The 21,392-nt window shown below is 64.0% G+C and carries 20 protein-coding genes and 1 tRNA gene; 15 read left to right on the forward strand and 6 right to left on the reverse strand.

The features are described 5' to 3' along the window. Window positions 1–220: 220 nt before the first annotated feature. On the reverse strand, window positions 221–3,889 hold the full coding sequence (locus tag Q0949_RS07170) for a vitamin B12-dependent ribonucleotide reductase (protein WP_299370031.1): 3,669 nt from the start codon (window positions 3,887–3,889) through the stop codon (window positions 221–223). A 262-nt stretch (window positions 3,890–4,151) separates the two neighbouring features. Here Q0949_RS07170 and Q0949_RS07175 point away from each other — a divergent pair, with 262 nt between their 5' ends. Together Q0949_RS07175 and Q0949_RS07180 are read left to right on the forward strand one after the other, a co-directional pair. Further along, window positions 4,152–4,385, forward strand: coding sequence for a hypothetical protein (locus tag Q0949_RS07175; protein WP_299370033.1), 234 nt, complete (start codon window positions 4,152–4,154; stop codon window positions 4,383–4,385). Window positions 4,386–4,593: 208 nt separating this feature from the next. After that, window positions 4,594–4,878 carry a hypothetical protein gene (locus tag Q0949_RS07180; RefSeq protein WP_299370035.1) on the forward strand — a complete coding sequence of 95 codons (285 nt, stop codon included), beginning with the start codon at window positions 4,594–4,596 and terminating at the stop codon, window positions 4,876–4,878. A gap of 11 nt (window positions 4,879–4,889) precedes the next feature. Here the strand turns inward: Q0949_RS07180 and Q0949_RS07185 are convergent. From Q0949_RS07185 to pdxH, 4 genes are all read right to left on the reverse strand, one after another. Then, window positions 4,890–4,966 (reverse strand) — tRNA-Pro (locus Q0949_RS07185). Window positions 4,967–5,009: 43 nt separating this feature from the next. Continuing rightward, window positions 5,010–5,438, reverse strand: coding sequence for a DUF192 domain-containing protein (locus Q0949_RS07190; protein ID WP_299370837.1), 429 nt, complete (start codon window positions 5,436–5,438; stop codon window positions 5,010–5,012). A 52-nt stretch (window positions 5,439–5,490) separates the two neighbouring features. Further along, window positions 5,491–6,027: a cold-shock protein gene (locus Q0949_RS07195; protein ID WP_299370038.1), complete on the reverse strand. Its 537-nt coding sequence runs from the start codon at window positions 6,025–6,027 to the stop codon at window positions 5,491–5,493. 120 nt (window positions 6,028–6,147) lie between these two features. Next, window positions 6,148–6,783 (reverse strand): pyridoxamine 5'-phosphate oxidase, encoded by a 636-nt coding sequence (gene pdxH / locus Q0949_RS07200; RefSeq protein WP_299370839.1) that lies wholly within the window; start codon window positions 6,781–6,783, stop codon window positions 6,148–6,150. A 105-nt stretch (window positions 6,784–6,888) separates the two neighbouring features. On the opposite strand from pdxH, the gene fabI reads away from it, so the two are divergent. The 7 genes from fabI to Q0949_RS07235 all read left to right on the forward strand — a co-directional run bounded on the left by fabI (window position 6,889) and on the right by Q0949_RS07235 (window position 14,600). Further along, the gene (fabI, locus tag Q0949_RS07205; protein WP_299370040.1) at window positions 6,889–7,695 is read left to right on the forward strand and encodes an enoyl-ACP reductase FabI; all 807 of its coding nucleotides are present in this window, start codon (window positions 6,889–6,891) and stop codon (window positions 7,693–7,695) included. A gap of 3 nt (window positions 7,696–7,698) precedes the next feature. Further along, on the forward strand, window positions 7,699–8,307 hold the full coding sequence (locus tag Q0949_RS07210; RefSeq protein WP_299370042.1) for a LysE family transporter: 609 nt from the start codon (window positions 7,699–7,701) through the stop codon (window positions 8,305–8,307). 2 nt (window positions 8,308–8,309) lie between these two features. Beyond that, entirely contained in the window at window positions 8,310–8,828 is a 519-nt protein-coding gene (gpt, locus tag Q0949_RS07215) for a xanthine phosphoribosyltransferase (RefSeq protein WP_299370044.1), read from the forward strand. A 121-nt stretch (window positions 8,829–8,949) separates the two neighbouring features. Further along, the gene (locus tag Q0949_RS07220; RefSeq protein WP_299370046.1) at window positions 8,950–10,125 is read left to right on the forward strand and encodes an aminotransferase; all 1,176 of its coding nucleotides are present in this window, start codon (window positions 8,950–8,952) and stop codon (window positions 10,123–10,125) included. 76 nt (window positions 10,126–10,201) lie between these two features. Beyond that, the gene (locus Q0949_RS07225; protein WP_299370048.1) at window positions 10,202–12,046 is read left to right on the forward strand and encodes a peptidylprolyl isomerase; all 1,845 of its coding nucleotides are present in this window, start codon (window positions 10,202–10,204) and stop codon (window positions 12,044–12,046) included. Then, a complete protein-coding gene (trpE, locus tag Q0949_RS07230; RefSeq protein ID WP_299370050.1) occupies window positions 12,046–13,554 on the forward strand; it encodes an anthranilate synthase component I in 1,509 nt (502 codons plus the stop codon). Before Q0949_RS07225 ends, trpE begins: the two co-directional genes overlap by 1 nt. After that, complete coding sequence (locus Q0949_RS07235) at window positions 13,551–14,600, forward strand: succinylglutamate desuccinylase/aspartoacylase family protein (protein ID WP_299370052.1); 1,050 nt, start codon at window positions 13,551–13,553, stop codon at window positions 14,598–14,600. Before trpE ends, Q0949_RS07235 begins: the two co-directional genes overlap by 4 nt. Before the next feature lie 5 nt (window positions 14,601–14,605). Here the strand turns inward: Q0949_RS07235 and Q0949_RS07240 are convergent, their stop codons facing one another. Next, complete coding sequence (locus Q0949_RS07240; RefSeq protein WP_299370054.1) at window positions 14,606–16,054, reverse strand: divergent polysaccharide deacteylase family protein; 1,449 nt, start codon at window positions 16,052–16,054, stop codon at window positions 14,606–14,608. A 165-nt stretch (window positions 16,055–16,219) separates the two neighbouring features. Here Q0949_RS07240 and Q0949_RS07245 point away from each other — a divergent pair, with 165 nt between their 5' ends. The 6 genes from Q0949_RS07245 to lexA all read left to right on the forward strand — a co-directional run bounded on the left by Q0949_RS07245 (window position 16,220) and on the right by lexA (window position 21,124). Then, window positions 16,220–16,801, forward strand: a complete 582-nt coding sequence (locus tag Q0949_RS07245; protein ID WP_299370056.1) for an aminodeoxychorismate/anthranilate synthase component II — start codon at window positions 16,220–16,222, stop codon at window positions 16,799–16,801. Beyond that, window positions 16,798–17,817: an anthranilate phosphoribosyltransferase gene (trpD, locus tag Q0949_RS07250; RefSeq protein ID WP_299370058.1), complete on the forward strand. Its 1,020-nt coding sequence runs from the start codon at window positions 16,798–16,800 to the stop codon at window positions 17,815–17,817. Before Q0949_RS07245 ends, trpD begins: the two co-directional genes overlap by 4 nt. Before the next feature lie 81 nt (window positions 17,818–17,898). Continuing rightward, window positions 17,899–18,714 (forward strand): indole-3-glycerol phosphate synthase TrpC, encoded by an 816-nt coding sequence (gene trpC / locus Q0949_RS07255; RefSeq protein ID WP_299370060.1) that lies wholly within the window; start codon window positions 17,899–17,901, stop codon window positions 18,712–18,714. After that, on the forward strand, window positions 18,715–19,188 hold the full coding sequence (moaC, locus tag Q0949_RS07260) for a cyclic pyranopterin monophosphate synthase MoaC (RefSeq protein ID WP_299370062.1): 474 nt from the start codon (window positions 18,715–18,717) through the stop codon (window positions 19,186–19,188). It abuts the gene before it with no gap. Further along, entirely contained in the window at window positions 19,185–20,360 is a 1,176-nt protein-coding gene (glp, locus tag Q0949_RS07265; protein ID WP_299370064.1) for a gephyrin-like molybdotransferase Glp, read from the forward strand. The genes moaC and glp overlap by 4 nt, the downstream gene beginning before the upstream one ends. A 77-nt stretch (window positions 20,361–20,437) precedes the next feature. Next, entirely contained in the window at window positions 20,438–21,124 is a 687-nt protein-coding gene (gene lexA, locus Q0949_RS07270; protein WP_299370066.1) for a transcriptional repressor LexA, read from the forward strand. Window positions 21,125–21,392 lie beyond the last annotated feature (268 nt).

The following is a 21,392-nucleotide window of genomic DNA, read 5'->3' on the forward strand; positions in this document are numbered from 1 at the left end:
CCGTTCAGGCTCAATATGTTAACCGCCCGGTACTTTTCTGCCTGCGGCCTGAACGTCGTCAGGGGCGAGCGCACCCGCCCCGTGTACCAGAGGCGGATCGCACCGCCTCCGTAGTAGGATGGGAAGGACTAAAGTCGCGCCCCACCCTGTCTCGTCGGGGGCCTGACCGGCCAAACCGGCCCGGCCCCCTCGCGTCCCTTCCCCGGGTCGCGTATGCTGATCAGCTACACCCGGACGTCCCGCCGCAGGTGTTGCACTTCATGCAGGTGCCATTGCGCACCAGCGTGTAATTTCCGCACTCGCCGCAGGCCTCGCCTTCATAGCCCTGCATCTTCGCTTTTGTGCGCGCATCCATGGATGTAGTTGCCGCCGCAACGGTCGTGGTCGAGACCGACGATGCCGCAATCGCGCCGCCGTTCACGGCCACCTCGGGCACCAGCGTTTGCAACGCGACCTCTGCGTCGATCCCTGCTTCGGCCATACCGCCCTGAAGCACCACGAGATCCTGTGGCAGGCGCTTGCGCAGATACCCGGTCGAGCTGATTTGTTTCAGCACTTCCAAAGACTTGGACGCCGCCGTTTCGGACAACTCAGAGACGTTGGACACCCCCTCTGCCTCGCCCTGACCCAGCGTGTCAAAGGTGGCCCCTTCGGGTTTCACATGCGCAAGGTCCGTGCGGTCCAGATAAGACACCGCCAGTTCGCGGAACACGTAGTCAAGGATCGACGTTGCATTCTTGATGCTGTCATTGCCCTGCACCATACCGGCTGGCTCGAACTTGGTGAAGGTGAACGCGTCCACGAACTCCTCCAGCGGCACGCCGTATTGCAGGCCCACGGACACGGCGATGGCAAAGTTGTTCATCATCGCCCGGAAGCCTGCGCCTTCCTTGTGCATGTCGATGAAGATCTCGCCCAGATTGCCGTCTTCGTACTCACCTGTCCGAAGGTAGACCTTGTGCCCTCCTACGATGGCTTTCTGAGTATAACCCTTGCGACGCTGAGGCATCTTTTCGCGGTGAGATTTCACAATCTCCTTCACGATGATCTTCTCGACGATCTTTTCGGCCATGACAGCGGCCTTTTCGACCGGAGAACCGCTTTCGAGCACCTCTTGCGCGTCCTCGTCATCCTCCACCAGCGCCGCGGCCAGAGGCTGCGACAGTTTAGAACCGTCACGATAGAGCGCGTTGGCCTTCACCCCCAGCGACCAGCTGAGTTCATAGGCGCGTTGGCAATCTTCGATCGTGGCATCGTTGGGCATATTGATCGTTTTCGAGATCGCGCCCGAGATAAAGGACTGTGCCGCGGCCATCATGGTGATGTGGCTGTCAACGCTCAGGAAACGCTTGCCTTTCTTGCCGCACGGGTTCGCGCAGTCAAAGATGTGGTAGTGCTCTTCCTTGAGGTGCGGCGCCCCTTCCAGCGTCATTGTTCCGCAGACGTGGTCGTTGGCCGCATCGATATCCGCCTTGGCAAAGCCCAGCGACTTGAGCAGGTCAAAGGTCGGATCGTTCAGCTTGGCCGCCGGAATGCCCAGCACGCCGGTGCAGAATTCCTCGCCCAGCGTCCACTGGTTGAACACGAACCGGATGTCGAACGCGCTTTCGAGTGCCGCATCCACCTTGGCCAGTTCATTTGGTCCAAAGCCATGGCCCGCCAGCGTCGTGTGGTTGATCGCGGGAGCATTGCCGATGGAGCCGTGGCCGACGGCGTAGCTGATGATCTCCTCGATCTGCGCCGAGCCGTAGCCGAGGTTTTCCAGCGCCGCAGGCACCGACCGGTTGATAATCTTGAAGTAGCCACCACCGGCCAGCTTCTTGAACTTCACCAGCGCAAAGTCAGGCTCGATCCCGGTCGTGTCGCAATCCATGACCAGACCGATGGTGCCGGTGGGCGCGATCACGGTGGACTGCGCGTTGCGATACCCGTTTTTCTCGCCCAGTTTCAGCGCCTCGTCCCATGCGCCCATGGCGACGTCGATCAGGCGCGGATCGGGGCAGTTGGCATGATCCAGAGCGACCGGCTTGACCGCCAGCGCCTCGTAGCCTTCGGTGGCACCGTAAGCCGCATTGCGGTGGTTGCGCATGACCCGCAGCATGTGATCGGCGTTTTTCTTGTAGCCGGGGAACGGCCCCAACTCGCCCGCCATTTCAGCGGATGTCGCATAAGACACCCCCGTCATGATCGCCGTCAGCGCACCGCAGAGCGCGCGGCCCTCGTCACTGTCATAGCCGTGGCCCATGTTCATCAGCAGACCGCCGATGTTTGCATAGCCAAGGCCCAGCGTGCGGAAGTCATAGGAACGCTGCGCGATTTCCTTCGAGGGGAACTGCGCCATCATCACCGAGATTTCCAGCGTTACTGTCCACAGACGGGCGGCGTGCATGTAATCCTCGACCTGGAACTTGCCGTCCTTGAGGAAGGTCAGCAGGTTCATGGACGCCAGGTTACAGGCGGTGTCGTCCAGGAACATGTATTCCGAGCACGGGTTCGAGCCGCGGATCGCACCGTCTTCGGGGCATGTGTGCCAATCGTTGACGGTATCATGGTACTGGATGCCCGGATCGGCACAGGCCCAGGCCGCGTGGCCCACCTGCTCCCACAGCTCGCGCGCCTTGACCGTCTTCGTAACCGACCCGTCCACGCGGCTGATCAGCTCCCAATCAGCGTCTTTTTCGACGGCCGTCAGGAAGGCGTTGGTGACGCGGATCGAGTTGTTGGAGTTTTGCCCAGAGACGGAGTTGTAAGCCTCGGAGTCCCAATCGGTGTCGTATGTCGGGAATTCGATGCTGGTGTGACCCTGCCGGGCGTAATCCAGCACGCGCTTGATGTAGGTCTCGGGGATCGCAACCTTCTTGGCTGCTTTTACCGCGTCCTTCAAGGCGTTGTTTTTCTTGGGATCATAAGCGTCCGCTTCGGCGCCATCCCACATGCCGATGGCCTCGAAGATGCCGTTCAGCTTTTCCTCGTGCATCTTGGAGCCTGCGACGATCGACGCCACTTTCTGCTCTTCGATCACCTTCCAGTTGATGAAGTCCTGGATATCAGGGTGGTCCGCATCCACGATCACCATCTTGGCCGCACGGCGTGTAGTGCCACCCGACTTGATCGCGCCCGCAGCGCGGTCACCGATCTTGAGGAAGCCCATCAGACCCGACGACTTGCCGCCGCCGGACAGTTTCTCGCCCTCGCCGCGGAGGGAGGAAAAGTTGGTGCCGGTGCCGGAACCATATTTGAACAGCCGCGCCTCGCGAACCCAGAGGTCCATGATACCGCCATCGTTGACCAGATCGTCTTCGACCGACTGGATAAAGCAGGCATGCGGCTGCGGATGTTCATAGGAGGATTTCGATTTCGTCAGCTTGCCGGTCTTGTAGTCGACATAGTGGTGCCCTTGCGCAGGCCCGTCGATGCCGTAGGCCCAGTGCAGCCCGGTGTTGAACCATTGCGGGCTGTTGGGGGCGGCGCGTTGCGTGGCCAGCATATGGCGCATCTCGTCATAGTAGGCGCGCGCATCCTCCTCGGTGGTGAAATAGCCACCTTTCCAGCCCCAGTAGGCCCATGCCCCGGCCAGACGGTCAAACACCTGCTTGGACGATGTTTCGCCGCCCATCTCGGCTCCTTCGGCCGCCTCGGACCGCCACAGGAACTCGGGCACGTTCGCTTCTTTGACCTTGGTCACAGCCGACGGCACGCCTGCCTTGCGGAAATATTTCTGCGCAATGACGTCGCTCGCAACCTGGCTCCAGCTCACCGGCACTTCGACCTCGTCGAGGCGGAAAACGATCGTGCCATCCGGGTTACGGATTTCCGACGCAGTTTTCACGAAATCAAGATCTGCATATGCATCCTGACCGGCTTTGGTGAACTGTCTTTCAATTTTCATCGCGCTGCCTCGTTTCCAGCATGTGTCCTAGGCGGAGCATCCCGACGTTGCGGGTGTCCGTATGTATGTGCCGACACGAAAGGTCAGTGAACCAGACCGGCACATCCGCCGCATTTGGCCGCAACAACAACTGTGAGTAGCGTTTGTTTCTGTCCCTCGTGCCCTGCGCGCCCCTCCTAGTGTTGGCCACTAAATGTTGTGGTGCGTCGCTTGGCCCACACAAACTGGCGTATTGAAGGGGCACCCGTCAACGGAATTTTAAATGTTTTTTGACAACTTTTGTCTTGACCAAACCGCTTGCTGGACCCGCTGGCCGATGCCACTGATTCAAGAGGTTAACAGGGCCATATCGGACCCGAAATTCATCCCCGGCCATGTGCGGATTTTTGTCAACGGCTGGGCCTTCTTAGCCAAGGCTGTGGATGCTTCACATCAAGTTATCCACACGTTAACGCATCGCGGACAGAAAGGTTTTGCCGCACTGCGGAAAATATGATGTTGTGGGGCAACACCCCAAGCCGAGGCACTATATGCGACCTATTTCACTCCTGTTTCTGGTCGGCTTGTGTGCCTGCGCACCACAATATGTAGAGACTCTGGTCGAACCGGGACAAGATTTGCCCGTGCGCCGTGCGGTATTCGAAGAATCCCCCAAACCTCTGGATGCCGCATTCCGCTCATCCTGCGACTCGCCAGGTGATACGTTGAAACAGGTGTCACGCGCCGTGATCCAGTGCCGCATCCTGCCACCTCCGGATGTCGCCGCCTTTCTGGTGCTGCAATATGACGGGGCGCTCGAGGCGCCGACGCTCGTTGTGCAGAAAGAAACCGCAACGGCCGACGGAAATGTCGTGGTCGAGCTGTCCTACTTCGCCGAAGTGGTTCAGAAGTCAGGCAATCCACGCCGCATCTATTTCAAGCAGCCCGAGCTTGACAGGCTGATGGACCAGTTGCTGGCCGCGACCGGCGGTACCGCTGACAATTCGTGAATTCGGGAACTTGGTCGGAGCGAGAGGATTCGAACCTCCGACCCCCTGTACCCAAAACAGGTGCGCTACCAGGCTGCGCCACGCTCCGACCGTGCGCCCCTCTTAGACTTGCCGCACAGGATTGAAAAGACCTAACACGCCCAAGCGGCGCCGGTTTGTTCAAAGCTCGGGTGCCGCAACTGATCCCCCGGCGCAAGGCCCAGGCGCTTGGCCAGGCCACCGTTGATCTCCAGCACATGGGTCAGGCCCGATCCGCCCGGTATAGGCGTTTCATCCAGCGGAATGGCGCGATGATGAATGTGCTGCACAACCCCCTGTGGGTCGACAAACAGCATGTCCAGCTCGATCAACGTGTTGCGCATCCAAAAGGACAGTCGCTGAGGATGTGGATAGACAAAGAGCATTCCCGCCGATGCCGCCATGGAAGGACGATGCATCAGACCCTGCGCCCGTTCGGCAGCATCATCTGCAATCTCGACGTTGAACCGCGCTTCGCCGAACGCGCCCCGAATCCATACGGTATCTTCGCGACAGTCCGCGGCCGCTGCGGCGCCGCCCATGCAGGCGGCGGCAATCACCCACAACGCAAACCTGCGCGCGGTACGCCACATGTCAGTCATCGTCGCGCGGCAGCGCCGCTTCCCATGCCAGCACCTGTGCTGCCATGCGGCCACGTTTGCCATCGATCACGCGCATCGCCAGCGCTTCGCCCGGTGCCAGATCCGACAGCCCCGAGCGGCGCAGGACTTCGACATGCAGGAAAACGTCTTCGGCCGAACCGAACGCGTTGGCAAAGCCAAAGCCCTTGCCCTTGTCGAACCATTTCACGCGGCCAGGCTGCAACGGCGCGTCCGACACGACATGATCGTCGAGTTCCGCGATATCGGTCAGCCCAGCGGTGACATCACTGCTTGGCGGCACGATCTGCAACACCTCCACAGCCTGCACGCCGCGCTCTGTTTGCTGAATGCGCACGTCAATCGCGGCCCCGTCCGCAACAGAGGACTGGCCAAAATTACGCAGCACGTTCACGTGCAAAAGAATGTCCGGACCGCCTGTTTCCGAAACAATAAAACCAAACCCTTTGACGGGGTCAAACCACTTGACCGTTCCCGTCACCTGGCTTGTATCGCCGTTCTGTTCTGACACGCCTTGTCTTTCTTTGAGTGTATTGTGCCGCACTCCAACACTTGCGCTATTTTGCACGTTGTTTTCAACCCGTAAAAAAATGCGTGTTTCCAGAGTGTTGCATTTCATGCGTCGTGAAATTCACGGGTTAAGCCGGGTAATCTGCCACGGTTGCATCGAATTTTCCCGCCGCCAGCGGAACCGGTCATGCAATCGGAACGCCCCGTCGGACCAGAATTCCAATTCAGTCGGCTCAATCCGGTATCCTCCCCAGAACGGGGGACGTTGCGGGTTGGTGCCCTGTTGCGCTGTCACCTTGGCGACTTTTGCCACCAGAGACGCCCGGCCGTCGAGCGGCTGGCTTTGATCCGATGCCCAGGCACCCAGGCGCGACTTCAGCGACCTCGACCGGTAATAGGCATCCGCCTGCGGGCCATCCTCCCGCGATACCAGGCCACGCACCCGCACCTGCCGTCGCAAGGATTTCCAGTGCAGCACAAAGGCCGCTTTGCCCGCATGGTCAAGCTCTTGCGCCTTTGCGCTGCCATAGTTGGTATAGAAGACAAACGCATCCGCTTCGACCTCCTTGAGCAGGACCATGCGCACATTCGGCATGCCCGATGCGTCCACGGTACTCAGGGCAATGGCATTGTGATCGTTGACCTCGCTCGCTTCCGCCTCGCGCATCCAGCCGCGGATGATCTCGAACGGATCGTCGCCCGCAAATTTTCCGTCCCTGTCCGTCATATCCGCCTCCTGTCGCCTGCCCTGCTTCAGCTAGCGCGGCCTGACGCCAGCTTCAACCGGTCCGCGCTCTCTTGATGCGCCTATGTCAATGGCCTAAAGCTGACCGACAGAAACACGGGACGGGTGGGCAATAAAATGGCAAATGACCTGATGGCGGGCAAGCGGGGGCTGATCATGGGCCTCGCCAACGACAAATCCATCGCATGGGGCATCGCGAAAACCTTGCACGACGCAGGCGCAGAGCTGGCCTTCTCCTATCAGGGCGACGCGTTGAAAAAGCGTGTGGACCCGCTCGCCGGCCAACTTGGCAGCGATATTGTCCTGCCCTGTGATGTCGGCGACGAGGCGTCGATTGATGCGCTCTTTGCCGCGCTCAAGGAACGCTGGGGCCAACTGGATTTTCTGGTCCACGCCATCGGCTTTTCGGACAAGAATGAATTGCGCGGCCGCTATGTCGATACGAGCCGCAACAATTTTGCACTGACCATGGACATCTCCGTCTATTCCTTCACCGCCGTGATGCAGCGCGCCGAAAAGATGATGACCCAAGGCAGCAGCGCCGTGACGCTGACCTATTACGGGGCCGAACAGGTCATGCCGCATTATAATGTGATGGGCGTGGCCAAGGCGGCCCTTGAGGCATCGGTCAAATACCTGGCCGAGGATCTGGGCAAGGACGGCATCCGCGTCAACGCCATCAGCGCGGGGCCCATCAAGACGCTGGCTGCCTCCGGCATCGGCGATTTCCGCTACATCATGAAGTGGAACGAATACAACTCGCCATTGCGCCGCAACGTGACCATCGAAGATGTCGGCCGCTCGGCGCTCTTCCTTCTCAGCGATCTGGGCTCTGGCACCACGGGTGAAAACCTTCATGTCGACGCAGGCTACCACGTGGTCGGCATGAAGGCGGTGGACGCGCCCGACATCTCAAAAGGCTAAGTCATGAGCCTCACCGGATCCGATCTCCTTGCCTTCAATGTCGTACTGCTCGCGGCGCTGGCCTCGCCCGGTGCCGCGATGCTCTATATCACGCGGATGACGGTGGCGTCTGGGCGGCTGGCAGGGGTTGCCACCGGTTTTGGATTGGGCACGGCGGCGGCTCTGTGGACTTTTGCGGCGCTGATGGGTCTTGAGGCGGTGTTCACGTTGTTTCCGTGGACGTATACGGCGCTGAAACTGGGCGGCGCGCTCTATCTGATCTGGATCGCGGTGCAGACATGGCGCCACGCGCGCGCGCCCTTGGGCGACGCGCCGACACCCGGACGCCGTGCTTTCCTGTCCGGCCTGCTGGTCAATGCAGGCAACCCCAAGTCGATGCTTTTTGCCGCGGCGGTGATCGTCGTGATCTTCCCGCAAGGGTTGCGGGCGGCGGATATCGCGCTGATCGTTCTGAACCACTGGGTGCTCGAGTTGCTGTTCTATACCTGCCTTGCCACCGTGCTTGGCTCCGGTCCCGCCCGGCGCGGATATGTCCGCCTGAAACCCGTCTTTGACCGCATCGCGGCAACCCTACTTGGTGCGCTTGGCGTGCGCCTGATACTGGAGAAATAACCATGGCAGACCGCCTTCCCCACGAAAAAGGCTTCCACGTCAGCTGGGACCAGATGCACCGCGACAGCCGCGCGCTGGCCTGGCGCCTCGACGGCAAGGGCCCCGACGCCGGCAGCTGGCGCGCTGTGGTTGCCATCACGCGCGGTGGCATGGCCCCGGCGATGATCGTCGCCCGCGAGTTGGACATCCGCACCGTCGACACGATCAGCGTGAAATCCTACCACTCCGGTGGCGGCAAGGCCGACCAGCGCCGCGACGCCGAGGTGCTGAAATCCCCGAATGCCGAAATGATGGGCGACGGCACCGGCGTCCTGATCGTCGACGACCTCGTGGACAGCGGCAAGACGCTGGAACTGGTGCGCAGCCTCTATCCCAACGCCCATTTTGCCACCGTCTACGCCAAACCATCAGGCGAGCCGCAGGTCGATACTTTCATTACAGGCGTCAGCCAGGACACGTGGATATTCTTCCCCTGGGACATGGCGCTGCAATATGTCGAACCCTATCGCGGCACCGACTGACCGTATTCCTACTTTTCATGCCTCCGGCGGGCATATTTCTCGAACAATGAAGACGAGGGTCCTTCCTTTCCTTCATTGTTCCGACAAATATGCATCCGCACTCTGACCCAGGACCCGCCTCATGATCCCGACGCGCACCAATGCCACCTTCCCGCCCCCGGTGATGGAGGCCCGCCGCTGGATTGAAGGCGTCACATTTTCCGAAGCCCGCCCCCTGATCAACGTGAGCCAAGCCGCCCCGGTCGACCCGCCCCCGCCTGCGTTGCGTCAGGCCATGGCCGATGCGGCGCTGATGCGAGACGACGCCCATCTGTACGGCCCCGTGTTGGGTATGCCCGCCCTGCGCGCGGCACTCAGTGCCCAGATCAATGGCCACTACGGTGCCGAGACGCAGGCCGAGCACATCGCGATCACCTCCGGCTGCAACCAGGCTTTTGCCGCAGCCATCGCGTCGCTTTGTAATGAAGACGACGAGGTAATCCTGCCGACGCCGTGGTATTTCAATCACAAGATGTGGCTCGACATGGCCGGGGTCACTGCCGTGCCACTGGCCGTCGGCGACGACATGCTGCCGGATGTGGACAGCGCACGCGCCGCAATCACGGACAGGACCCGTGCCATCGCGCTGGTCACCCCCAACAACCCCGCAGGTGTCGAATACCCCTCCGATCTGGTTCTGGCTTTCTACGAGCTGGCGCGCGCCCATGGCGTGGCTCTGATCGTCGATGAAACCTACCGCGACTTCGACAGCCGCAGCGGCCCGCCGCACCCCCTCCTCCAACAACCGGGCTGGGAAGAGACGTTCATCCATCTCTACTCCTTTTCCAAGGCCTACCGCCTGACCGGGCACCGCGTAGGCGCGCTGGCGTCCTCACCCGCGCGACTGGCGGAGATCGAGAAATTCCTCGACACGGTCGCCATCTGCCCCGGCCAGATCGGCCAATATGCGGCCCTTTGGGGGGTCGAGAACCTGAGCCAGTGGGTCGCGGGCGAACGGGACGAGATCCTTGCCCGCCGCGCTGCCATCACCGAAGGGTTTCCGCGCCTCGCCGACAAAGGCTGGTCCCTGCTGGGACTGGGCGCGTACTTCGCCTATGTCACGCACCCGTTCGATATGTCCTCTGCGGATCTGGCGCCGCTGCTGGTCAGGGAGGCGGGCATTTTGTGCCTGCCCGGCACCATGTTCTGGCCCCAAGGCGATCCACGCGGCGCGGCGCAGCTGCGCATTGCCTTTGCCAATCTCGATGCCGCCGGGATCGACGCGTTTTACACAAGGCTGTCAGCGCTCGCGCTCTGATCCGAACCGCCCTTGCCCGTGACATCGCGCGGGGATAGACATCGGCAACCAAAAGACAACCCCGGAGAGGGCGCACATGGCCAAGGGCTCAAACAACCTGTCGAAAACCGCAGTCTGGATCCTTCTGGGCCTGCTCATCCTTGCGCTTGGCGGGTTCGGTGCCACCAACCTGAGCGGGACCATCCGCACCATCGGGCAAGTCGGCGACAAGCATATCGACATCCAGGACTATGCCCGCACCCTGCAACAGGAAATCCAGGCCGTCAGCCAACAGACCGGCAGCCAGCTGACCTTTGCCCGGGCCCAGGCCATCGGTCTGGATCAGGCGGTGCTGTCGCAGATGGTGCGCGCACGCGCACTCGATCACGAGGCCGAGCAGATGGGGCTGAGCGTCGGCGACGCGACCCTGCGCGACGAGATCCTCAACATCCCCAGCTTCCGCGGCCTCGACGGCAGCTTTGACCGCGACGCCTACCGCTTTGCGCTTGAACAGTCGGGCACCAGCGAGGCGCAGTTCGAAACACAGCTGCGCGAGGAAGTCGCCCGTTCCCTCTTGCAGGGTGCGATCATGTCCGGGGTCACCATGCCCGACACCTATGCCCGCACACTTGTGTCATTCCTTGGCGAGACGCGCGATTTCACCTGGGTCAGCCTGTCAGAAGCCGACCTGACCGAGCCTTTGCCGACCCCAACGGACGACATGTTGCGCGCCTATTACGAGGCCAATCTTGGCGACTACCAACTGCCCGAGACCAAGCGCATCACCTATGCGTCGCTCTTGCCTGACATGATCCTTGATACCGTCGAGGTGGCCGAAGACACGTTGCGCGCCGAATACGAGGCGCGGGCGGATCTGTATAACACCCCGGAACGGCGTCTGGTCGAACGTCTGGTCTATCTGGATGCCGAGGCAGCGGACCGCGCTGCGGCCCAGCTTGAGGTTGGCGGCACCACCTTCGAGGCGCTGGTGCAGGACCGGGGCCTGTCGCTGGGCGATGTGGATCTGGGCGATGTGACGCGGCTGGAACTGGATGCCGCGGGCGAGGCCGTGTTCAACGCCTCCGTGGGCGACGTGGTCGGACCGCTGCCCTCGTCGCTGGGCCCTGCGCTGTTCCGCGTGAACGCTGTCCTGCCCGCGCAAAGGACCACGTTCGAAGAGGCACAGCCGCAACTGCGTCAGGATCTGGCACTGGATGCCGCGCGCCGTCAGGTCGCCTTTCAGGCCGAGGAATTCGACAATCTGCTGGCCGGTGGCGCCACGCTTGAGGAACTGGACGCGGAAACGGATATGCAGCTGGGCACGATCGACTGGTATCCGGCAGTGGGCGACGACATCGCCGCCTATGACGATTTCCGCTCCGCCGCGCGCGACCTGACCGACAACGATTTCCCCGAGATCATCACGCTCGACGATGGCGGGATCGTCGCCATGCGCCTCGAAGAGACGTTGCCGCCCCGCCCCGCGCCATTTGAGAACGTGGCGGACGCGGTGCGCACCAACTGGAGCGCCGAACAGACGCAGGAACGTCTGACCGCGCAGGTCGCCACCGTGCTGCCCGCGCTTGAGGCAGGCGACAGCTTTGCGTCGCAAGCGCTCGATTCCATTGTCGAAACCGATCAGGACCGCAGCGCATTTATTCAGGGCACGCCGCCGATCTTCATGCAGACCGTGTTCGAAATGGAGCCCGGTGAGGTGCGTGTCGTCGACGGCTTCGGCGCGGTGATGATCGTCCGTCTGGACGGGATCAACGACATCGAAAACGACGCGGAAGCGCAGGAAGAGACCGCCGCCCTCAGCCGCGAAATCGGTCAACTGGTGGCCGCTGAACTCTTCAACCTCTTTGGCGAGGACGTGGTGCTGCGCGCCGGTCCGCAGATCAACCAACAGGCGCTTGACGCCGTGCATGTGAACTTTCCCTGATGGCCCTCGTCCCCGACTTTGACGCCTTTGCCAGCGACTATGCGGCGGGCAGGAACCAGATCGTCTATACCCGTCTGGCCGCTGATCTCGACACGCCCGTGTCGCTGATGCTCAAGCTCACCGGCGCGCAAAAGGACGCCTTTGTGCTGGAATCCGTGACCGGCGGCGAGGTGCGCGGGCGCTATTCCATCATCGGGATGAAGCCGGATCTGGTGTGGCGCTGCCGGGGCGAGACCTCCGCCATCAACCGCACCGCCCGCTATGACGCCGATGCGTTCGAGGACGTGCCCGGCAACCCGCTCGACGTGCTGCGGGACCTGATTGACGAAAGCCGGATTGACCTGCCCGCCGACCTGCCGCAGGCGGCAGCGGGGCTGTTCGGCTATCTGGGCTATGACATGATCCGCCTTGTCGAACACCTGCCCGACATCAATCCCGACCCGCTGGGCCTGCCCGATGCGGTCATGCTGCGCCCGTCGGTCATCGCGGTGCTTGACGGGGTCAAGGGCGAGGTCACCGTGGTCTCGCCCGCATGGGTCAGCGACGGGCAATCGGCGCGCGCAGCCTATGCGCAGGCCGCCGAAAGAGTGATGGACGCGGTGCGCGATCTGGAACGCGCGATGCCCATGGAAACCCGCGATCTGGGCGATGCAGCACCCGTGGCGGACCCCGTTTCGAACTTTACCAAGCCCGCCTACAAGGCTGCCGTGGAAAAGGCGCGCGACTATATCAAGGCGGGCGATATCTTTCAGGTGGTCCCGGCGCAGCGCTGGACGCAAGAGTTCCGCGAACCGCCCTTTGCGCTCTATCGCAGCCTGCGGCGTACCAACCCCTCGCCCTTCATGTTCTATTTCAATTTCGGCGGCTTTCAGGTGATCGGTGCCAGCCCCGAGATTCTGGTCCGCGTCTTCGGCAACGAGATCACCATCCGGCCCATCGCGGGCACCCGTCCCCGCGGGGACACCCCCGAAAAGGACAATGCGCTCGAGGCGGATCTGCTGGCCGACAAGAAGGAACTGGCCGAGCATCTCATGCTGCTGGATCTGGGCCGCAACGATGTGGGCCGCGTGGCCAAGATCGGCACCGTGCGTCCAACCGAGGAATTCATCGTCGAACGCTATAGCCACGTGATGCACATCGTGTCCAACGTCGTGGGCGAACTGGCGACGGGCAAGGACGCGCTGGATGCGTTTTTTGCGGGCATGCCTGCGGGCACCGTGTCCGGCGCGCCCAAGGTCCGCGCGATGGAGATCATCGACGAGTTGGAGCCGGAAAAGCGCGGCGTCTATGGTGGCGGCGTCGGCTATTTCAGCGCAGGCGGCGACATGGACATGTGCATCGCCCTGCGCACCGCCGTGGTGCAGGATCAAAAGCTCTATATTCAGGCCGGAGGCGGCGTCGTTTATGACAGCGATCCCGAGGCCGAATTCATGGAAACGGTGCACAAGGCCGGTGCCATCCGGCGGGCGGCGGCGGATGCCGCGCGCTTTGGCGGGGGCAATACGTGACGCCGCGCACGACCCGCGCGCCCTTTTCCATTGGTGACACGCAGGTCGCCCCAGGCACGCGCGCCAGCGTACCGCTGCCCGTTTCTGCCCTGCCCGATCACACCCCCATCAACCTGCGCGTCGAGGTGATCCACGGCAAGCGCCCCGGCCCCACCATGTTCGTCAGTGCCGCCGTGCACGGGGATGAGGTCATCGGGGTCGAGATCGTGCGCCGCCTGTTGCGCACACCGCAACTGGAAAACCTGCGCGGCACGCTTCTGGTCGTGCCTGTGGTCAACAGCTTCGGCTTTCTTGCGCGCTCGCGCTACCTGCCCGACCGGCGCGACCTCAACCGTTGCTTTCCCGGCTCGTCCAAGGGATCGCTCGGCTCGCGGCTGGCGCATATCTTTTTGCACGAGGTCGTGCTGCGCTGCGATTTCGGAATCGACCTGCATTCGGCGGCGGAACACCGCACCAATCTGCCGCAGATCCGCGTGACCCCCGGCGACACGACCACCGCACGCATGGCCCGCGCCTTTGGCGCGCCGGTAATCCTGACATCCCCCCTGCGCGACGGATCCCTGCGTGGCGAGGCCGCGGAACGCGGCACGCCCATCCTGCTCTACGAGGCGGGCGAAGGGCTGCGCTTTGACGAATTTGCGGTGCGCGTGGGCGTGGCGGGCATCCTGCGCGTGATGCGCGATCAGGACATGCTGGCCGCCAAGGGCATCGCCAAGGCCCGCGCACCCTCTCTGATCTGCCGGTCGTCGACGTGGCTGCGCGCGCCCGTGGGCGGGCTCTTGCGCACCTTTCGCGCCGAAGGCGATATCGTGGAGGCGGGCGAGGTCCTGGCCGCCGTCTCCGACCCTTCGGGCGACACGGAAACCGAGCTGACGGCCCCCGATGCGGGCATCCTCATCGGGCGTGCGGTCCTGCCGGTCGTGAACGAGGGCGACGCGGTGTTCCACCTCGCGGCCCTCAGCCCCAAGGCGGACGAGGACACGGTCGACGCCCTGACGGCACAGCTCGAGGCCGACCCGCTCTTTGACGAAGACGAGATTATCTGACGCGCCTAAGGATCGCCGTTCAGCGTCGTCAGAACCGCCGACACAGGTGCCAGCGCCACGCGCTCTGCCCGGTCCTGCAACCCCCACAGCAGCAAGGCCGAGATCGTGTCAGGCCGCACCCGGCCCACCATGATCACGCCGCCCTCCTGCCCGGCGCGAAAGGCCGCCTGATCCAGAAACCGCCGGATCACGGTCGGGGTCTGATCGGCGCTGTCGAAATCTCGGAACACCAGCCCCGCAGGCACACCCGCACGGGCCGCCAGCTTTTGCGCGGTGTTCAATCCCTTGGATTGCAGCACCAGCCCGTGGCCCGAGGCCAGCACCGCTTCGGTCACCTGGTCAGAGGCCTCGCGCGTGCCCTGCACGCCGGAGCCGGGTCCCTCCATCACCGCCACCGCTTCGGGTGCGGCGGCAAGCGCGGCCTGCATCGCGACTTCCGTATCGCTGGCCGTGGCCCCCTGTGGCAGGTCGACCAGCGCCATGACCTCGAACCCCTGCGCCCGGTACTCTGCCATCCGCGCCGCACTGTCCGGCAATGTCACGTCCACCGCAAAGGTCAGCGGATAGGGAAAGCTCTGCAAGGCTGTCGGCCCCACCGGGCCACCGCTCAGGTCGACGCCGCTGTCGATCAGGACAATGGACATCAGCGGTTTGTCATCCGGGTTCTCGAACGGTGTGGCAAAGGCCACGATCGGTGGCGCATCCGGCGCCACATCGGGCGTCTCAGGTGCCTCGGTGCCCGGCACGGTCGGCGTGCGATCCACCAGTGACCCCGCAGGTGTGCCGATGGTCGGTCGCCCTTCGGCACGCGGTTCGGGCAAGGCGGCGACTACGTCGGGCTGCGGTGCGGGCGTGTCGGGCTGCGCCGGTGCCACGGCCACGTCGGGTTCCTCGGGCGCGGTGCTGGCCTGGCCTGTATCCGGCGCAGGCGCTTCGCTGCCCGGCACCTCTGGCGCGTCGCCCGCGCTCGGCGCAAAGGCACCGGACGTGTCGGGCACAGTGGGCGCGGCAGGCTGCGCAGGCTCGGTTGAAATGGAAAGCTCGGTTTCGGAACCGGGCACCGCGGGCGCGTCGGATGGCGCGCCGGGTTGCACCGGGGCATCCGTGTCCAGCGCCACGCCGCCCGCATCCGCCGCAGCCGCTGGATCAGACAGAGCATCCGCCCCGCCGGTTTCCGGAACGGTCGGTGTGTCGGCCCCTGCATTCTCTGCCGCGGACACGTCATCAATGCCGGGCGACGCCACTTGCGGCGCATCGCCGTCACGCACCAGATCCGCATCAGTCACCGCCGACGCCGTCGTCGTGTCTCCGGCCGCAGGTGCCGTTGTGCCCGCAGGGGCCGTCACCTCCGCCTCGGGCCGGAACGGGCCATCGGCCACCACGGATGCGACACCCGCACCCACAACACTGACCACGCCCCCGACAAGAACGCCGCTCAAAAATCCCCGTGCCATGTCCCACTCTCCGCCTGTGCGCGAGGCCCCGCTTTGCGATGTGCCCCACATGCCCGTCATGCTCCGCCGCCACCCCAGCGCCCCTTGACGCTGGCGAACAAGCCTGAACATGTATGGCCCCAACTATACGGGCCAAAGGCCCCCCTTGGAACACGAGATTTCGCGATGCTGCTGCTGATCGATAATTATGACAGTTTTACCTACAACCTTGTCCATTATCTGGGGGAATTGGGGGCAGATGTCGTCGTCCGGCGCAACGATGCGTTGAATGTCCAGGAGGCGATGGCGATGCGGCCCGACGGGATCCTGCTGTCCCCCGGCCCATGTGACCCCGATCAGGCAGGCATTTGCCTGGCCCTTACTGCCGCCGCCGCCGAAACGCGCACACCGCTGATGGGCGTGTGCCTCGGCCACCAGACCATCGGCCAGGCCTTTGGCGGCAAGGTCGTGCGCGCCCCCGACATCGTGCACGGCAAACTGGGCACCATGTCCCACGCGGGGCGCGGCGTCTTTGCCGGGCTGCCCAGCCCGTTCGAGGCCACCCGCTACCATTCCCTGACCGTTGACCGCGACAGCCTGCCCGACTGCCTCGAGATCACGGCAGAGGTCGAGGACGGCACCATCATGGGCCTGTCGCACCGCGCATTGCCGATCCACGGCGTGCAGTTCCACCCCGAAAGCATCCGCTCCGAACACGGCCACGCGCTGCTGAAGAACTTCGTCGACCTGATGCCGGTGGCGGCATGAGCGACGCGCTGAAACCCCTGATCGATGCCGCCGCGAACGGTCCGCTGACCCGCACGCAGGCCGAGGCGGCGTTCCAGATCCTCTTTGACGGCGAAGCCACGCCCAGCCAGATCGGCGGGCTCCTCATGGCATTGCGCACGCGGGGCGAGACGGTGGACGAATACGCCGCCGCCGCAGCTGTCATGCGCGCCAAGTGCAACGCCGTGTCCGCGCCCGAAGGGGCCATGGACATCGTGGGCACCGGTGGGGATGGCAAGGGCACGCTGAACATCTCGACCGCCACCGCCTTTGTCGTCGCGGGTGCAGGCGTCCCGGTCGCAAAACACGGCAACCGCAACCTCAGTTCCAAATCCGGCGCGGCCGATGCGCTGACCCAGATGGGGATCAACGTCATGGTCGGCGCGCCCGTGGTCGAGGCGGCACTGGCCCAGGCCGGCATCGGCTTCATGATGGCGCCCATGCACCACCCTGCGATTGCCCACGTGATGCCCACCCGCGCAGAACTGGGCACGCGCACGATCTTCAACATCCTGGGCCCCCTGACCAACCCCGCAGGCGTCAAACGGCAGCTCACGGGGGCCTACCGCCGCGACCTGATCCGCCCGATGGCCGAAACTCTGGGGCAACTGGGATCCGAGGCCGCGTGGCTCGTCCACGGCTCCGACGGCACGGACGAGCTGACGATCACGGGCGTCTCCTGGGTCTCGGCGCTGGACAACGGCGCAGTGAGTGAGTTCGAGGTGCACCCCGAGGACGCAGGCCTGCCCGTGCATCCGTTCGAGGACATCGTCGGCGGCACGCCAGAGCAAAACGCGCAGGCGTTTACCGCACTGCTGGACGGCGCGCCCGGCGCTTACCGTGACGCGGTCCTGCTCAACGCCGCCGCTGCCCTCAAGGTCGCAGGCCACGCGACCGACCTCAAGGACGGCGTTGCCCAAGCCGCCGAAAGTATCGACAGTGGCGCGGCAAAAGCCAAGATAAAGGCCGTCGCCGAGATCACCCAAAGAGCAGGGTAAACCCTTCTCTTGGCTCCAAATATCCCGGGGAGCACGAGGGGCTGGCCCCTCGGTCCCACGGCCAGACAAAAAGCGCACCATATGACAGACACGATCCTCGACAAAATCAAGGCCTACAAGCTCGACGAAATCGCCGCCGACAAGGCCGCGAAACCCCTCGAGGCCGTAGAAGCCGAAGCCCAGGGCGCCGGCCCCATCCGCCCCTTTGCCCAGGCGCTGCAATACGCAAACCGCGAAGGCTACGGCCTGATCGCCGAGATCAAGAAGGCCAGCCCGTCCAAGGGTCTGATCCGCGCCGATTTCGACCCCGCATCCCTCGCCCAGGCCTATGCAGAGGGGGGCGCCACCTGTCTGTCGATCCTGACCGACACGCCCAGCTTTCAGGGCGCGAAACAGTTTCTGACGGACGCACGCGCAGCCTGCGACCTGCCCTGCCTGCGCAAGGATTTCATGTACGACACCTATCAGGTGGCCGAGGCCCGCGCGCTTGGGGCCGACTGCATCCTGATCATCATGGCCTCCGTCAGTGACGCCCAGGCGGCAGAGCTGGAGGACGCGGCCCACGGCTGGGGCATGGATGTCCTGCTCGAGGTGCATGACGCAGAAGAACTGGACCGCGCCGCCCTCCTCAAAAGCCCGCTGATGGGCATCAACAACCGCAATCTCAAGACCTTTGACGTGACGCTCGACACCACCCGCACCCTGTCCAAGCGCGTGCCCGCCGACCGCACCATCGTTGCCGAAAGCGGGCTGAACACCCCCGCCGATCTGGCCGATCTCGCGATGTACGGCGCGCGCACCTTCCTGATCGGGGAAAGCCTGATGCGGCAGGACGATGTGGCCGGGGCCACGCGCACCCTGCTGGCCAATCCGCTCGTGTCCGGCGGGGGCATGTAGATGGCGCTCACCCATTTCGATGCCGCCGGGGCCGCACATATGGTCGATGTGTCCGACAAGGACGTGACCGACCGTGTGGCCGTGGCCGCCGCGTGGATCAAGATGTCGCCGGAAACGCTTGAAATCATTACTAAAGGCACGGCTAAGAAAGGCGACGTGATCGGCGTGGCGCGGCTGGCCGGGATCATGGCGGCCAAGCGGACGGCGGACCTGATCCCGCTGTGCCATCCACTGCCCATCACCAAGGTCGGGGTCGAGATCGACCGCGATCCCGCCCTGCCGGGCCTGCGCATCACCGCAACGGTCAAGACCACGGGCCAGACCGGGGTGGAGATGGAGGCGCTGACCGCCGCCAGCACCTGCGCGCTGACCGTCTATGACATGGCCAAGGCCGTGGACAAGCACATGGAGATCGGCGGCATCCACGTCCGGCTCAAGGATGGCGGCAAATCCGGGCGTTTCGAGGCCCCATGATCCCGGTCGACACCGCCCTTGATCACCTCTTTGCGCTGGCCGACCCGCTGCCGGTCGAGGTCGTGCCCCTGCGTGCCGCCGCGGGCCGCGTGCTGGCCGAACCGGTCACCGCACAGCGCACGCAACCGCCCTTTGCCGCATCGTCCATGGACGGCTACGCGCTCAAATCCATCGAGGCCGACCTGCACGCGCAGTTCAAAGTTGTGGGGGAATCTTCCGCCGGACATCGCTGGACAGGGACGCTGGGTGCCGGTCAGGCGGTGCGCATCTTTACCGGCGCGCCGGTACCCGATGGTGCCGACAAGGTCGTGATCCAGGAGGACGTGACCCGCACCGGCGACCTGATCGCCATCACCGCCGATCCCGGCCCCAAGGGCAACATCCGCCCCGCCGGCGTCGATTTCGCGGCGGGCATGCAGATGGACGCAGCCCGGCGGCTGACACCGGGCGACGTGGCGCTGCTGGCGGCCATGAACATCGCCCAGGTGCCCGTCCGCCGCGCGCCAGTCGTGGCACTGATGGCCACGGGTGACGAGTTGGTGCAACCGGGTGAGGCACCGGGCCCGGACCAGATCATCGCCTCCAACACCTTTGGTCTGGCCGCGATGCTGGAACGGTTCGGCGCGGTTGCACGGATGATGCCCATCGCGCGCGACACCGCATCGTCGCTGAGCACTGCGTTTGAGCTGGCGCAGGGGGCCGACCTGATCGTCACCATCGGCGGGGCGTCCGTGGGTGACCACGACCTCGTGGCCCATGTCGCCGCCGAAATGGGCATGGACCAGTCCTTCTACAAGGTCGCCATGCGCCCCGGCAAACCGCTGATGGCAGGCCGTCTGAACGGCACACCCATGGTGGGCCTGCCGGGCAATCCGGTCTCTGCCATGGTCTGCGGCACCGTGTTCCTGCAACCGATGCTGTCGGCGATGCTGGGCCTTGGACAGGCGGCGATGCCGCGCACATCGATGCCGCTGGCCGCACCGCTGGGCCAGAACGGCCCACGCGAACACTATATGCGCGCCGTGATCGAGGGGGGCACCGTGCGTGACGCAGGCGCACAGGACAGCTCGCTTCTGACCGTGCTCGCGCGGTCCAACGCGCTTATCGTGCGCCCGCCCCATGCGCCCGCCCAAGACGCGGGCACGCCGGTGGATGTCATCCCGCTCGACTGACTGTTGACACAAAACAAGAACGTCCGTAGAACAAACCCAAACCAACGCAATTGGTAACGGCCAACGGAGGACGGAGCATGCTGACGAAAAAGCAGCTGGATCTACTGCAATTCATTCACAAACGTGTCCAGCGGGACGGCGTCCCGCCCAGCTTTGATGAGATGAAAGAGGCGCTGGACCTGCGGTCTAAGTCCGGCATTCACCGTCTGATCACGGCCCTTGAGGAACGCGGCTTTATCCGGCGTCTGGCGCACCGCGCCCGCGCCATCGAGGTGGTGCGCCTGCCCGATAGCATGGGCGGCTTTACCCCCCGCGTCATCGATGGCGACCGCCCCGACGTCCCACCCCCCGCCGCCGCCCAGACGGTCGAGGCGGCGCATGCGGTCGAACTGCCCGTGATGGGCCGGATCGCCGCCGGTGTGCCGATCTCTGCCATTTCCGAAGTGTCGCATTCCGTGGCCGTGCCCGGCCAGATGCTCAGCGGCAAGGGTGAGCATTATGCGCTCGAGGTCAAGGGCGACTCGATGATCGACGCGGGCATCAATGACGGCGACGTCGTGGTCATCCGCGAAACCTCTGCCGTGGACAATGGAGACATCGTCGTCGCACTGGTCGAGGATCACGAGGCCACGCTGAAACGCTATATGCGCAAGGGCGACACCATCGCGCTCGAGGCGGCCAACCCCGCCTATGAGACCCGCGTGTTCCCTGTGGGTCATGTCAAGGTGCAGGGCAAGCTGGTCGGGCTGATCCGCACGTATTGAGGACGCAGGGCCTGCGCGGCCAAGGTCTCGGACAGCGGCCCCGGCTTCAGATCGGGGGGCCGCGTCTGGCTGTAACGCTCGTCCCTTTGGGACACGTTCGGGTGCCGGACAAGCGAGCTGATCTGCATCTACTCAGGGCGCGCGATCCGCACGGCCAACGTCTCAGACGGTGACCCCGGTTTCAGATCGGGGGCCGCGCCTGGCCGGACCTCTTCTTCCCCCTTGGGACAGCTTAAGATGCAGAGCATGCTCTGCGAGATGATCCGCA

The sequence above is a fragment of the uncultured Tateyamaria sp. genome, from assembly GCF_947487805.1.
Lineage (GTDB): Bacteria > Pseudomonadota > Alphaproteobacteria > Rhodobacterales > Rhodobacteraceae > Tateyamaria.